Origin of the sequence: Nocardioides sp. URHA0020, assembly GCF_000620705.1 — a bacterium.
GTDB lineage: Bacteria > Actinomycetota > Actinomycetes > Propionibacteriales > Nocardioidaceae > Nocardioides.
In genome coordinates, this window is record NZ_KK211166.1 from 731923 (window position 1) to 745401 (window position 13479).

14 protein-coding genes are annotated in these 13479 nt (G+C 71.7%); 7 read left to right on the forward strand and 7 right to left on the reverse strand.

Annotated elements, in window-relative coordinates; all coding sequences use genetic code 11:
- Nucleotides 1-72 precede the first annotated feature (72 nt).
- The 3 genes from metX to N542_RS0108080 are packed head-to-tail and all read left to right on the forward strand — an operon-like array spanning nucleotide 73 to nucleotide 3064.
- Nucleotides 73-1272, forward strand: coding sequence for a homoserine O-acetyltransferase MetX (gene metX / locus N542_RS0108070; RefSeq protein WP_028643495.1), 1200 nt, complete (start codon nucleotides 73-75; stop codon nucleotides 1270-1272).
- Nucleotides 1269-2582 carry an O-acetylhomoserine aminocarboxypropyltransferase/cysteine synthase family protein gene (locus N542_RS0108075; RefSeq protein WP_028643496.1) on the forward strand — a complete coding sequence of 438 codons (1314 nt, stop codon included), beginning with the start codon at nucleotides 1269-1271 and terminating at the stop codon, nucleotides 2580-2582. The genes metX and N542_RS0108075 overlap by 4 nt, the downstream gene beginning before the upstream one ends.
- Nucleotides 2579-3064 carry a CoA-binding protein gene (locus N542_RS0108080; protein ID WP_081795062.1) on the forward strand — a complete coding sequence of 162 codons (486 nt, stop codon included), beginning with the start codon at nucleotides 2579-2581 and terminating at the stop codon, nucleotides 3062-3064. Before N542_RS0108075 ends, N542_RS0108080 begins: the two co-directional genes overlap by 4 nt.
- Nucleotides 3065-3083: 19 nt before the next feature.
- Here N542_RS0108080 and N542_RS23910 read toward each other — a convergent pair whose 3' ends face one another.
- Nucleotides 3084-4109: a zinc-dependent alcohol dehydrogenase family protein gene (locus N542_RS23910; protein ID WP_051551496.1), complete on the reverse strand. Its 1026-nt coding sequence runs from the start codon at nucleotides 4107-4109 to the stop codon at nucleotides 3084-3086.
- Between the two features lie 116 nt (nucleotides 4110-4225).
- On the opposite strand from N542_RS23910, the gene N542_RS0108090 reads away from it, so the two are divergent.
- Nucleotides 4226-4723, forward strand: a complete 498-nt coding sequence (locus N542_RS0108090) for a nuclear transport factor 2 family protein (RefSeq protein WP_036506691.1) — start codon at nucleotides 4226-4228, stop codon at nucleotides 4721-4723.
- A gap of 15 nt (nucleotides 4724-4738) precedes the next feature.
- Here the strand turns inward: N542_RS0108090 and N542_RS0108095 are convergent, their stop codons facing one another.
- Both N542_RS0108095 and N542_RS23915 read right to left on the reverse strand, forming a co-directional pair.
- Entirely contained in the window at nucleotides 4739-6172 is a 1434-nt protein-coding gene (locus N542_RS0108095) for a hypothetical protein (RefSeq protein ID WP_028643499.1), read from the reverse strand.
- A gap of 117 nt (nucleotides 6173-6289) precedes the next feature.
- Nucleotides 6290-7726: an MFS transporter gene (locus N542_RS23915; RefSeq protein ID WP_051551497.1), complete on the reverse strand. Its 1437-nt coding sequence runs from the start codon at nucleotides 7724-7726 to the stop codon at nucleotides 6290-6292.
- 116 nt (nucleotides 7727-7842) lie between these two features.
- On the opposite strand from N542_RS23915, the gene N542_RS23920 reads away from it, so the two are divergent.
- The 3 genes from N542_RS23920 to N542_RS0108115 are packed head-to-tail and all read left to right on the forward strand — an operon-like array spanning nucleotide 7843 to nucleotide 9198.
- The gene (locus N542_RS23920; protein WP_051551498.1) at nucleotides 7843-8307 is read left to right on the forward strand and encodes a MarR family winged helix-turn-helix transcriptional regulator; all 465 of its coding nucleotides are present in this window, start codon (nucleotides 7843-7845) and stop codon (nucleotides 8305-8307) included.
- A gap of 28 nt (nucleotides 8308-8335) precedes the next feature.
- Nucleotides 8336-8800: a PTS sugar transporter subunit IIA gene (locus tag N542_RS0108110; RefSeq protein ID WP_028643500.1), complete on the forward strand. Its 465-nt coding sequence runs from the start codon at nucleotides 8336-8338 to the stop codon at nucleotides 8798-8800.
- Between the two features lie 44 nt (nucleotides 8801-8844).
- Nucleotides 8845-9198 carry a LapA family protein gene (locus N542_RS0108115; RefSeq protein WP_028643501.1) on the forward strand — a complete coding sequence of 118 codons (354 nt, stop codon included), beginning with the start codon at nucleotides 8845-8847 and terminating at the stop codon, nucleotides 9196-9198.
- Between the two features lie 512 nt (nucleotides 9199-9710).
- Here N542_RS0108115 and N542_RS26520 read toward each other — a convergent pair.
- From N542_RS26520 to N542_RS0108135, 4 genes are all read right to left on the reverse strand, one after another.
- Nucleotides 9711-10958, reverse strand: coding sequence for an HNH endonuclease signature motif containing protein (locus tag N542_RS26520; RefSeq protein ID WP_028643502.1), 1248 nt, complete (start codon nucleotides 10956-10958; stop codon nucleotides 9711-9713).
- A gap of 492 nt (nucleotides 10959-11450) precedes the next feature.
- Nucleotides 11451-12071 carry an alpha/beta hydrolase gene (locus N542_RS23930; protein WP_036506694.1) on the reverse strand — a complete coding sequence of 207 codons (621 nt, stop codon included), beginning with the start codon at nucleotides 12069-12071 and terminating at the stop codon, nucleotides 11451-11453.
- A gap of 85 nt (nucleotides 12072-12156) precedes the next feature.
- Nucleotides 12157-12693, reverse strand: coding sequence for a flavin reductase family protein (locus N542_RS23935; protein WP_036506697.1), 537 nt, complete (start codon nucleotides 12691-12693; stop codon nucleotides 12157-12159).
- Nucleotides 12690-13478 carry an alpha/beta hydrolase gene (locus tag N542_RS0108135; protein WP_036506700.1) on the reverse strand — a complete coding sequence of 263 codons (789 nt, stop codon included), beginning with the start codon at nucleotides 13476-13478 and terminating at the stop codon, nucleotides 12690-12692. Before N542_RS0108135 ends, N542_RS23935 begins: the two co-directional genes overlap by 4 nt.
- Nucleotide 13479: the final 1 nt, after the last annotated feature.

Sequence of the window (13479 nt, forward strand, 5' to 3'; positions counted from 1 at the left end):
ACCTCTCTGCAGTCGATTTTGTCTAGCGGACTTATGGACAATGAAAGCAGGTACAGGTCTAGCATCGCCAGCATGTCAACGGTCGAGACGCGTGCGGGATCCGTGGGGGTGGTCCGGACCCGGCACCTCGACCTCCCGGGGCCGGTCCAGCTCGACTGCGGTCGCACCCTCGAGGGGGTGCGCGTCGCCTACGAGACGTACGGCGAGCTCTCGGCGGCGCGCGACAACGTGATCCTCGTCTGCCACGCGCTCAGCGGCGACGCCCACGCCGCCGGGACCAGCGCCACCCGGGTCGAGGCGAGCACCCGCGACGGCTTCGTCGCCGAGGACCGTGACGGGTCGGCGCCGTCCGGCTTGGGCTGGTGGGACGGGATGATCGGTCCCGGCAAGGCCTTCGACACCGACCACTACTACGTGGTCTCGACCAACCTGCTCGGCGGCTGCAGCGGCACCACCGGGCCCTCGTCGACCGACCCGGCCACCGGCGCGGCGTACGGCGCGGACTTCCCGGTCATCACCGTGGCCGACATGGTGCGCGTCGAGCGGGCCTTCCTCGACGTCCTCGGGATCGAGCGGCTGGCCGCCGTCGCCGGCGGGTCGCTCGGCGGGATGCAGGCGCTCGAGTGGGCGGTGTCCCATCCCGACCAGGTCGACTCGATCGTCGTCATCGCCAGCACCCACGCCCTGCACCCGCAGGGCGTCGCCTGGAACGCGATCGCGCGCGAGGCGATCCGGGCCGACCCCGACTGGCAGGGCGGCCGCTACTACGGCACCGGTCGCCGGCCCGACGCCGGGATGGGCGTCGCCCGCATGGTCGGGCACATCACCTATCTCTCGGCGCCGGCGCTCGAGGAGAAGTTCCACCGGCGCCTGCAGTTCTCCGACGACCTGCGCTACACGATCACCGAGCCGGAGTTCGAGGTCGAGAACTACCTGCGCCACCAGGCGGACTCGTTCGTACGCCGCTTCGACGCCAACACCTACCTCTACCTCTCCCGGGCCCTGTCGTACTTCGACCTGGCCCGCCAGTACGGCGAGGGCTCGCTCGAGCGGGCCCTCTCCGAGGTGACCGCGCGGACGCTGCTGATCGCCTTCAGCTCCGACTGGCTCTACCCGCCGGCCGGGTCGCACGAGATCCACGACGCCCTGCAGGCCCTGGGCAAGCCCGTCGACCTGCAGGTCATCGACGCGCCGTACGGTCATGACTGCTTCCTGCTCGAGGAAGCCCGACAGACTCCCCTGATCCGCGACTTCCTGAGAGTTGGCACATGAGCGAGCCCCGGGTCGAGGACGACCACGACTTCGGCTTCGAGACCCGGCAGCTGCACGCCGGGCAGCGTCCGGACCCCAACACCGGCGCCCGCGCGGTGCCGATCTTCCAGACGACGAGCTACGTCTTCGAGGACCCCGAGTCGGCGGCGGCGTACTTCAACCTCCAGGAGTACGGCAACACCTACTCCCGGATCATGAACCCCACGGTCGCGGTGCTCGAGGAGCGGGTGGCCAACCTCGAGGGCGGCGCCGGTGCGGTGGCCTTCGCCAGCGGCATCGCGGCCCAGGCGGCCGCGCTCTTCACGCTGCTCGAGCCCGGCGACCACCTCGTCTCGTCGCAGGCGCTGTACGGCGGGACGGTCAACCAGCTCAAGCACCTGCTGCGCAAGATGAACGTCGAGCTCACCTGGGTCGACCCCGACGACCCGGAGGGATGGCGGGCCGCCGTGCGCCCGACGACGAAGGCGTTCTTCGCCGAGACGATCGGCAACCCCGCCGGCAACGTGCTCGACATCGAGGTCGTCGCCACCATCGCGCACGAGCACGACCTGCCGCTCATCGTCGACAACACGTTCGCGACGCCGTACCTCTGCCGGCCGATCGAGTGGGGCGCCGACATCGTCGTCCACTCGGCGACGAAGTTCATCGGCGGCCACGGCACGAGCATCGGTGGCGTCGTGGTCGAGGCGGGCACCTTCGACTGGTCCAACGGCCGCTACCCGGTGATCGCCGAGCCGTCGCCGGCCTACCACGGGCTGAAGTTCCACGAGACCTTCGGCACCTACGGCTACCTGATGAAGCTGCGCGCCGAGACGCTGCGCGACCTCGGCGCTGCGCTCTCGCCGTTCAACGCGTTCCTGCTGCTGCAGGGACTCGAGACGCTGTCGCTGCGGATGGACCGCCACGTCAGCAACGCGCTCGAGGTCGCGACGTTCCTCGAGTCGCACGAGCTGGCGTCGAGGGTCACGTACGCCGGCCTGCCGAGCAGCCGCTACCGGACGCTGGTCGAGAAGTACCTGCCGGCCGGGCCGGGCGCGGTCTTCTCCTTTGACTGTGCCGGCGGGAGGGCGGGCGGCACCGGCCTGATCACCGGGCTCACGCTGTGGTCGCACCTGGCCAACGTCGGCGACGCGAAGAGCCTCGTCATCCATCCGGCCAGCACGACGCACCGCCAGCTCAGCGACGAGGAACTCAGCGCCGCCGGTGTCGGGCCCGGCACGGTGCGGCTCTCCGTCGGCACCGAGTCGGTCGCGGACCTGATCTGGGACCTCGACACCGCCCTCGCCCGCGTCGGGAAGGTGATCGCGTGACGACCGACCTCGCCCGCTACCAGGACCCCCTGACGATCCAGCGGGTGCTGCACGGCGCCAGGACCATCGCCGTGGTCGGACTCTCCGGCAACGAGCTCCGCGCCAGCTACTTCGTCGCCTACTACCTCAAGCGGCACGGCTACCGGGTGATCCCGGTCAACCCGCGCGAGACCGAGATCCTCGGCGAGACGTCGTACCCGACCCTGCGCGACGTGCCGGAGCCGATCGACATCGTCAACGTCTTCCGCGCGCCGGACGCCCTGCCGGAGATCGCCCGCGACACCGTCGCGATCGGCGCCTCGGCCCTGTGGTGCCAGTTCGGCGTCATCAACGACGAGGGCAACCGGATCGCCGAGGACGGCGGCGTCACGGTGGTCGTCGACCGGTGCCTGAAGATCGAGCACGCGCGGTACGTCGGCCGGATGCACTGGCTCGGCTTCAACACCCAGCGGATCACCTCGGTGCGCACCGGGCTGCAGTAGGCCGCTCCCGGTCGGAGGGTCAGCCGGACGGGGGTACGACGAGCCCGACCTTGCCGACGTGACCGGCGGCGGCGACCAGCGCGATGGCGTCCTCGGCCTCGCGCCAGTCAAAGGTGTGGCTCAGGTGCGGGTGGATCCGCGCGTCGGCGACGGCCGCAGCCATCGCCCGGTGGTCGGCGACGCTGCCGACGGTCACCCCCGCGACCCGGATGTTGCGCAGCATCACGTGCGTGATCGGCAGCTCCGCCGAGCCCATGCCGCTGACGACACCGACGACCGCCACGGTCCCGCCGTACCGCACGGCGCGGATCGATGTCGGGAGCGTCTGCTCGCCGGCGACGTCGACCACGAGGTCGGCGCCGACGTCCCCGGTCAGCTCGCGGACGCTCAGGTGCCAGTCGGGGTGGGTGTTGTAGTTGACCATCTCGTCGGCGCCGAGTCTCCCGGCGATCGCGAGCTTGTCGTCCGACGAGCTCAGCACGATGACCCGAGCGCCGCGGGCCTTGGCGAGCTGCAGCACGAAGAGCGACACACCGCCGGTACCCATCGCCACCACCACGCTGCCCGGCCCGATGCCGGCGAGCTCGAGCGCGCTCCACGCCGTCGTTCCCGCGCAGGGCAGGCTCGCGGCCTCGACGTCGTCCAGGTGCGGCGGCGTGGGCACCAGCTCGTCGGCCCGGCAGATCCGCTGCTCCTGCAACCACCCGTCGCCGGTGTCGCCCGGCACCTCGGTGACGAGGTCCTCGTCGATGGGGCCGGCCTGCCAGCGGGGGTAGAAGCTGCCGATCACCCGGTCCCCGACCGCCCAACCCTCGACGCCGGGCCCGGTCTCGGTGATGACGCCGGCGCCGTCGGTCATGGGCACCCGAGGCAGCGGACCGGGGATGAACCCGAGCGCGTTGGCGTAGTCGTGGTAGTTCACCCCGACCCCACGCACCTCGACCCGCACCTCCCCCGACCCGAGCGGCGCGGCCTCGCGCGAGACCTCCACCCACGGCTCGCCGGGCTGGACCATCGTGAGTGCGCGGTGTCGTACGGCGGTCATGGACGTCCTCCGGAGCCGATCGGTGAGCGGGCGACCCGCGTCGCGGCGCTCGTTGTCCTGGTCCCGGTATTAGAACAGGTTCCACTTTCGGCGGCAGGCCCCTACAGTCCCTGGACATGAGCGCTTACTCCCGCGAGGAGCTCGAGTCCGCCTTCCGGGACTACCAGGCCGAGGTCGACCGGATCGCCGGGTCCGGCGACTGGGCGAGGTTCGCGGACCTCTTCACCGCGGACGCGACGTACGTCGAGCACGCCTACGGCAGCTTCAGCGGGCGCGAGGCGATCCGCGACTGGATCACCAGCACCATGACGGCCTTCCCGGGTCGCGAGATGCCGCACTTCCCGATCACGTGGCACCTGGTCGACGAGGAGCGCGGCCGCATCGTCTGCGACGTCTACAACCAGCTGCACGACCCCGGCGACGGGCAGGACCACGGCGCCAGCAACATCACGATCCTGACGTACGCCGGCGACGGTCTCTGGTCGTGCGAGGAGGACATCTACAACCCGGCGACGTTCCTCCGTGCGGTCACGAGGTGGTGCCGGGTCGCGCAGCAGCACGACCGGATGACCCCGGAGGCCGACGCCTGGATGGAGATGTTCGGGGGCCGCTGAGCTCCGCCCGCGCCGTCAGCGCACGCGCAGGGTAACCCGAGCGCTGGCATAGCCGGAGCGGACCGCCGTCGCCACCAGGCGCCCGGCGTGGACCGACCTGCGGAACGTGATGACGCACTTCCCGCGGGACCCGGTCGTGCAGTGCCGGGCACCGACCCGGACCCGGGCCCCGGACACGGCCTCGCCGGCGTCGCGGACCGTGAAGGTCACCGTCCTGCGCACGCCGTGACGCCACCTCGCCGGGCTGGCCGCCAGCGTCAGGCCGGCGAGCACCTGGCTGTGCCAGAAGCCGTTGCCGACCTGGATGACGACGTCACCGCGCCCGGTGCTGCCCTCGAGCGACAGGTCGTGGACGGCGGCGCTCCCGCGCGGCATCCCCAGGGTGCGCCACGGACCCTGCAGCAGCGCGCTGCGGCTGGTGCGCATGGCCCGGACCCGCGGGATGTTGTCGGCCCAGGCCGTCCACAGCCGGCCGGCGGGACCGGCGCTCAGCGCGATGGCGGTGGCGTACCGGCTGGCCGTCACGTTGAGGACCCGGCTCGTGCCCACCTTCCACAGCCGGACGTAGCTGCACGTGGGGTAGCCGACGCAGTACGCCGCGTAGACGCCGCCACCGACGCGAGCCGCGAGCGCGACGCGGCCGGTCGCGAGCGAGTCGGCGCCGCGACTCGACGCAGGAGCCTTGCGGATCGGACCGAGCGACGGATGGATCTGCCGCACGAAGGTCCCGTTGGTGCTGGCCGAGCCGCCGTTGGCGTACCAGCCCAGCCACACCTTGCTGCCGTCACGCACCATCGCCAGGTTGTAGACGCAGCAGCCCGCGACCTCGAAGGACTGGTCGGGATCGCCCTCACCCGTGCCGACGTGCCAGGTGATCGTCGAGTTGAGCGGGTACGCCGCGATCGGCGTGCCGTCCGCCAGCGTGGTCGCCGCGGTGCCGTAGCTGCCGTACGCCTCGTGGCTCTGCCCCACCGCTGCCGTCGGCAGCGCCCACGAGGCCCCGGTCGCGGACGAGGTCGCGGTGTACATCCGCCCATCGGACCAGTAGCCCGCACCGGTGGTGCGCTGTCCACCGAACACCACGCGCAGCCCACCGCCGGGTCCCCCGATCACGGCCGGGGTGGAGTCCACGACCGACCACGGCCCCGCGAGCACGTCCTGCCTGCTGGCCACCGTGCCGTTGGCCCGGATCGCGGTGTGCCCGAGCTGCTGGGCGCTGCCCACGCCCTTCGGGTAGACGACGTGCAGGACGCCGTTGGGCGTGCGGTAGAGGCTCGAGTGGTACGTCGTACCGCTGCCGCCGGTCGAGATCTTGGTCCAGGTCCCGGGACCACCGCGGTCACGGTCCGGTGGTGCCGCGGAGGCCGCGCTCCCGGCGGCACTCAGGCCGCCGGTGAGCACGAGCGACGCCACCGCGACGCCGTAGAGAGCACTCCGCTGCAACCGCATGACGAGACCTCCGGGATCGATGGATCAACCGGTCCCACGATGCGCTCGACCCCCGCCGGGCGCATGACCCACGCGGGTCACTCGTCCTGGCGGGTGCGACGCCTCAGCGTGAGGCGCTCAGGCGGAGGGACGCTCCGACCTCGGGATCGTCAGGGCGACCGCGGCACCGAGGAACGCTGCGAACGTGGCCACCAGGAAGCAGATCTTGAACGCGCCCTCGGTCGGGATCTCGAAGCCGCCGATCAGGGACGTCTGGCCGGTCAGGATCACCGCCATCACCGCCGCCGCGACCGTCGTGCCGATCGAGCGCATCAGCGAGTTGATGCCGACCGCGGACCCGGCCTCGGTCATCGGCACGGCGTCCATGATCAGGGTCGGCATCGCGGCGTACCCGATGCCGACTCCCGCGGAGCAGACCAGCGACGCGACCAGGACCTGCCAGGGGGCGCTCATCAGGAAGAAGGAGAGCAGGTAGCCGGAGCCGAGGACCGCGGCGCCGAGTGCGAGGGCGTACTTCGCGCCGAACGTGCGCATCAGCCAGCTCGCGACCGGCGCGAACGCCAGCATCATCAGGCCACCGGGCGCCATCCAGAGCCCGGCCGCCAGCAGGGTCTGGTCTAGCCCGAAGCCGGTCTCCGCGGGCAGCTGGAGCAGCTGCGGGAAGACGATCGCCTGGGCCATCATCCCGAACCCGATGGCGATGGCGGCGATGTTGGTGAGCAGCACCGGCCTGCGGGCGGTCACCCGCAGGTCGCACAGCGGCTCGCTGCGGCGCAGCTCGAACCAGCCCCACGCCAGCAGCACGACGATGCCGAGGGCGATGCTGGCGATCGTGCGCCCGGAGGTCCAGCCCCAGGTGTTGCCCTTCGTGATGCCGACGAGCAGGGCGACCAGGCCGACCGCGAGACCGACCGCGCCGCCGAAGTCGAAGGTGCCCTCGTGGCCGTCGTGCACGTGCGGCACGATGAAGACGGAGCCGAGCCCGACCAGGACGGCGAGTCCGGTGGCCACCCAGAAGAGCGCGTGCCAGTCGCCGGTCTGGACGATCCACGCCGACAGCGGCAGCCCGATCGCGCCGCCCACACCGAGCGTCGCGCTCATCGCGGCGACCGCGGTCGTGGCCATGGCCGGCGGGACGACCTCGCGCATCAGGCTGATGCCGACGGGGATGAAACCCATCGCCAGGCCCTGCAGCCCGCGGCCCGCGAGGACCGGGACCAGCGAGTCGGACAGCGCGCAGACGAGCGAGCCGGCCAGCATCAGCAGCGAGCTGCCGACGAGCACCCGCTGCTTGCCGAAGAGGTCGCCCAGGCGTCCGGCGATCGGCATCGCGACCGCGGCGCCGAGCAGCGTGATCGTGACGACCCAGGACGCGTTGGCGGCGGAGGTGTTCAGGAGCTGGGGCAGCTCGGTCTGGATCGGGATGACGAGCGTCTGCATCAGCGCGACGCTCATGCCGCTGAAGCACAGGAAGATCACCGTCAACAGCGCCGAGGAGCGCTCCTGGACGACGAGCGGCTCCACGTCGTTCGCGGTCTTCACGGTGTCGGTCACAGATCCTCCAGCTTCGAGCGGCTCCGGTCCTCCGGAGACCCGTGCATCTTACATATGTAACTTGCACATCGCGGGTATCGTCGGTCACACCGAGAGGTACGGCGGCGAGGAGCGACATGGCTGGCAAGGTCGGGACAACCACGGTGGAGCCCACCCTGCTGTCGGCGCTCGCCGACGAGCTGATGCGCCTCGGCCGCCGGCGGCACGTGAACGTCGACGGGACCGAGCTCGACATGTCGGCGTTCAAGCTGCTGTGGATCCTGTCCGACGACTCGCCGCGGACGCTCCGCGAGCTCGCGGACGAGCTCGACCTCGAACTGTCGACGATCAACCGGCAGGTCAACGCCGCCGTACGCGCCGGTCTGCTCGAGCGGTTCTCGGTGCCCGACGGCCCCAGCAAGCCGGTGCGTCCCACCGACGAGGGGCGACGCCTCTACCAGCACGACTCCGCCATCCACGCCGACCTGCTGCGGTCGGTGCTCGCCGAGATGGGGGCCGACCCGGCGCGCGAGCTGATCCAGGGCATGCGCTCCTTCAACGACGCCTACGAGCGCCGGGCCCCCCGGCGGACTCGGGCCTGAAACACGCGTGCCTTAGGCTCGGGCTGCCATGAACGACACCTCGCCGGTCACCACGCCGACCATCGCCAGCCTCGACCAGGACCTGGGCGCCGACGCCGCTTCGGTCATCCGCTCGCTCGCCGCACTGCTGCACGACGACGGCCGCGTCAGTGACGTCGACGTCTTCGTCGACGCGGCGCTCGCCCGCGAGGCGCTCGGCTCGACCGTGCTCCCCGGCGGCATCGCGATGCCGCACGCCCGCAGCCACGCGGTCGCCACCCAGTCGGTCGCCGTCGCCCGCCTGCCCGAGCCGGTGGCCTTCTCGGCCGGCGCGGAGCCGGTCCGCCTGGTCCTGCTGCTCGCCTCCCCCGGCGGCGACTCCGCGGGCTACCTCGCGCTGCTGCAGAAGATCGCGACCGCCTGCGTGAAGTACTCGTTCGTCGCCGACCTCCTCGACGCCCGCTCGCCGGAGGCCCTCTCCGAGCTCGTCGCCAAGGCCGTCTCCGGCCGCTGACGGCGTCCGGCGTACGCCGGTCCCCGAGGGGGTACCCCCTCCACATGGCCGACCCCACCCCGACTCCGACCGACCCGACGCCGATCGATCCGACGCCGGTGGACCCGACGCCACCCACCACGCCGGGACCGCCTCCGCGTGAGACGAAGGACCCGCTCCGGCGATCGCGCACCAGCGGCGCCTTCGTCGGCGTCGTCCTGCTGGGTCTGCTGCTCCTGCTGCTGATCGTTTTCATCGCGCAGAACACCCAGACCGTGCGGGTCTCCTTCCTCGCCTGGGAGGGCACCACCCCGCTCGCGGTCGCCCTGCTCATCGCGACCGTCTCCGGCATCCTGCTCACCGCCGCCGCCGGCCTGCTCCGGATCTGGCAGCTCCGCCGACGGGTCAAGCACTCCTAGCCGTCCGCGCCCGCGCGTCCGGCGCCCCGGGGCTCGGGCTGGACCTGCGCCGGGGTGCCCGGCCTCCTGAAGGTGGACGGCCCACCGCCGCCTCAGTGGTTGAGGAGGCGCGCCAACGCCGCCTCGAGGGCGGTCGCGTCCGGTGGTTGAGGAGGCGCGCCAGCGCCGTCTCGTGGACGGTCACCCCCCGATGGTTGAGGAGGCGCACCAGCGCCGTCTCGAGGGCGGTCGGCCCCGGTGGTTGAGGAGGCGCGCCAGCGCCGTCTCGCGGGCGGTCGGCCCCGGTGGTTGAGGAGGCGCGCCAGCACCGCCTCCAAACCCCGGCACGCCCGGTGGTTGAGGAGGCGCGCCAGCACCGCCTCCAAACCCCCGCATCCCCGATGGTTGAGGAGGCGCGCCAGCGCCGTCTCGAAACCCCGCGCCCCGGTGGTTGAGGAGGCGCGCCAGCGCCGTCTCGAAACCCCCGCAGCGTAGGCAGGGCAACGTGCGCGCACGTTGTCGGCCTTGTCGGCCTATTGGCGTCGGGTGAAGGTGACCTTGCCGTTGTGGTGCTTTGCCATCTCGTAGGTCGGGTCGTGTGCTCGGGCGTGGTGTCTCGGGCAGAGGAGTCCGGCGTTGTGGAGGTCGGAAGGGCCGCCGTCGGTCCATCTGGTCCAGTGGTGGGCGTGGCACATCCACGGTGGCCAGTCGCAGCCCTCGGTGACGCAGCCACTGTCGCGGAGGCTGATGGCTGTGAGCTGGGCCTTGGTGAAGAACCGTCTGGCTCTGCCGACGTCGAGGACTTGCGAGTCGGCGCCGAGGACGACGGGGATGATCTTGGCTGTGCACGCGAGCCGGCGGGCTGCGGCTGGGCTGATGCGTTCTCCGGTGTCGAGCACTCCGGCGTTCTCGAGCCGGCCGAGGAGGGTGTCAAGGCCGATGGTGACCACGATGGTCGCGTCCCTGCCGCCAACCTGGGGCAGGTCCTTGGCGCTGATCCTTTCGATGAGCTCGGCGAACGCTCGGCCCATCCGCTCGGGTCCGGGTCTGCGTTCGACGCCGGGTCCGTGGGTGGCGGCGAGGTGTTTGGGTGCGGCGAGCGCGAGGAGCATCTTCTTCAGCTCTGCTGCCTGCAGGGCCGGGAGGGTGAAGCGTCCGTGGACCTTGCCGTGCCCGTCGTCGCTCATCGTGAGCCGGCAGGCTTGTGTTGCTTTGGCTTCTTCTCGTTCGAGGAGGTCGGACTCGTGCTGGTCGGCGAGGTCGGGTGCGATGACCTCGAGGAGTCGGCGTCCGAGGATGGTGAGGCGCTTCGCGTCGTGCTCTTCCGCGGCGGTGACGAGGTGCTCCTCGGCCTTGATCAGCAGCCCCGGGTCCAGACCGTCAGGGAGCGCCGTGATCGACCGGATGATCACGTCCGCCTGCTCAAGACGCAGGTCACCGCATGCGAGCGCTGACCGGACCCGGTCGTAGATGGCGAGGTCATGGCCGAGCTGGACCGTGCGTGCCGCTGCCGGACGAGTCTGCCTGGTCTGGTGCGCCAGCCAGTTCGCGGTGCTCGTGGCTCCCACGTCGGTGCCGACCTCCACCTCGTCGGCGTGCGCAGCGACCCGGGTCTTCAGCTCGACGACGCGGGCTTCGAGCCGGGTGATGTCGATGAGCGCAGTGGCCGTCTCGGAAGTGTCCATGGACCACATCGCAGCGTCGACGACCTGGTCGAGATCATGGTGGGCGTGCGCGATCGCCTTGGCCACCTGGTGTCGTGGGGTGGCGATCGTGGTCATGGTTCTAGCCAAGCACTGACCACCGACAGTGAGAGGCTCAGAACCCCTGTTTCCACAGGGTTCTGGGTCACGAAGAGGTCACGATCCGAGGGGCTCATCCACACCGGGATCGAGCGTCTGTGGAGGGTCATCCATCAGCGTTCTAACCACGCGGACGAGGTGTCTCTGGGTGGTGGTTTCGAGGCTCGGCGCTGGCGCGCCTCGCACCTCAACCACCGGTAGGTCGGCGGGCGACCGCAACCACCGCTCGCCGTACCCGCGTAGTCAGCCTGTCGGCGAACGACCCGAGCGGACCTGGATGCCATGCTCGTTGCCCTGTCTTCGCTGCGGGGGTTTCGAGGCTCGGGCCTGGCGGCCCTCGCACCTCAACCACCGGGGTTGAAAGCGCGCTCATCGCCCTGCCTTCGCTGCGGGGGTTTCGAGGCTCGGCGCTAGCGCGCCTCGCACCTCAACCACCGGCACCTCAACCACCGGGCTCCAACACCCGAGCGATCAACCCGCAGGGGCGAGCACGGAGGACAGGACGAAGTCGGTCGCGGCTCGCTCGAAGCTGCCGCCGTGGCTGAGCATCGCGTGCTTGCCGCCCTCGATCGGCAGGAAGGTGACGTCGGTGGTCTCCGCGAGGGCGGAGACGACGGCCTTGGCGCGATCCGGGGAGGCGACCCGGTCCTCGGTGCCGTGCACCACGAGCACCGCGCGACCGGAGAGGTCGGCACGGTCCGTCGGGTAGACCCACGGGTTGAGCGCGACGACGGCGCGTACGCCGTCGAGCCCGCCGGCGAGCAGCGCCGCGCGGCCGCCGAGCGAGTGCCCGACCAGGCCGACGGGGACGTCGCCGTACCGCTCCCGCACCTCGCCCAGCGCCCAGGCGACATCGGCGACCGGCGTCGTCGTGGTGTCCCAGCCGCGGTGGGAGTTCAGCAACCGCAGCACAGCCACCCGTCCACGTCCGGCCCGCGCGATCCGACGTGCCACCGGCACCATCCGCAGCACCGACAGCTGGGCCGGGCTCACCGTCGTGCGGCCCGCCCGGGAGGCACCGCCGTGCAGCACGAGGATCACGGCCTCGGGCCGGGAGGGTGCATACGTCGTGATGAGGTGGGCTGCGGGCACAGACCCAGTCTGGCCGGGCGCCCCAAGCCGCGGCCCGACGATCGTGATCCCCCGACCGACCTCACGACCAACCTCACGGCCGACCTCAGGACGGCCGCTGCAGCCCGAACTTGCTGCGGTGGAAGACCAGGGGCAGCGAGTGGTCCACGTGCTGCACGGCGTGCAGCCGCAGCAGCACGATGGTGTGGTCGCCCGCCTCGAGCTCGCGGTAGATCGTCGTGTCGAAGGTCGCCAACCCCTCGTCCAGGGTGACCGCGCCCTCCGAGGTCACGGTCAGGTCGAGGCCGTCGAAGCGCTGGTCGACCCGGCCCGCCAGCTGCCGGGCGACCGATCCGTGGTGGTCGGCCAGCACGGTGACGCCCAGGTGCGACGCCCGCCTGAGGTCCGGCCAGGTCTTCGAGGTGTTGGCCACGGAGAAGGAGACCAGCGGCGGGTCGAGGCTCACCGAGGTGAACGAGCTCGCCGCGAGGCCGACGTACGAGCCGGCCACCTCCGCGGCGACCGCGACGACGCCGCTCGGGAAGATCCCGAAGGCCTGGCGCAGCTGGGCCGGGTCGAGGTCCTGGTTGGTGGCGAACGTGGTCGGGAGCTGGGTGGGGACGTCGGCAGGATAGGTCGTCACCAGGCACTCGATTCGACAGCGATCACGGGCACGAGCTCCTGGCGCAGTGCCTCCAGGAAGGTGACGACCTCCGCGGCCACCGACCGGTGCTGCTGGTCGTTGAGGACGTCGTGGTGGGCTCCGCGCACCACGGACAGGCGAGCCTGCGACAGCGCGGCGGCCGTCCGGGCGAGCGCCGGGCGGTCCGCCAGCGGGTCGGCGTCGCCGACGAGGATCAGCTGCGGCAGGTCGAGCGAGCCGGCGTACGCCGCGTCGAGCAGCGCGTCGGGCAGCGGGGTGCTGAGCGCGCCCCGCTCGGCGTGCTCGGACAGCACTCCTCGGTGCACCGCGCACGACGTGCGCACCTCGAGCTCGTCGTCCCAGGCCGAGCCGGCGGCGACCGCGGCGCGGCCGGGCAGGCCGGCGAGCACCACGGCGTCGGGCCACCACGACGAGAGCCGGTCGCCCCGGGCGAGCAGGGCGGCCACGGCGGCGGCGCCCGAGTCGGAGGCCACGACGACGAGCGGTCGCGCCAGCCCGTCGAGGGACGCGGCCGACTCCACCGCGTCGCCGAGGGCGCTCGCCAGGGCGGCCAGCGTCGCGGCGAGGTCGTCGGGGTCGATGGACGGCGGGTCCACGACCTGCACCCGGTAGGCGTCGGCGGCGACGCGGGTCGCGAACCGGCGGTACGCCGCGCGGGCCTCTCCTCGTCCCGGCACCACGACGACGGTGCCGCGGGTGCGCAGCCCGGCGGGCGGGTGGTAGTCGGTGTCGGCCTGCTCGATGCGTTCGGTGGTCTGGGTCATC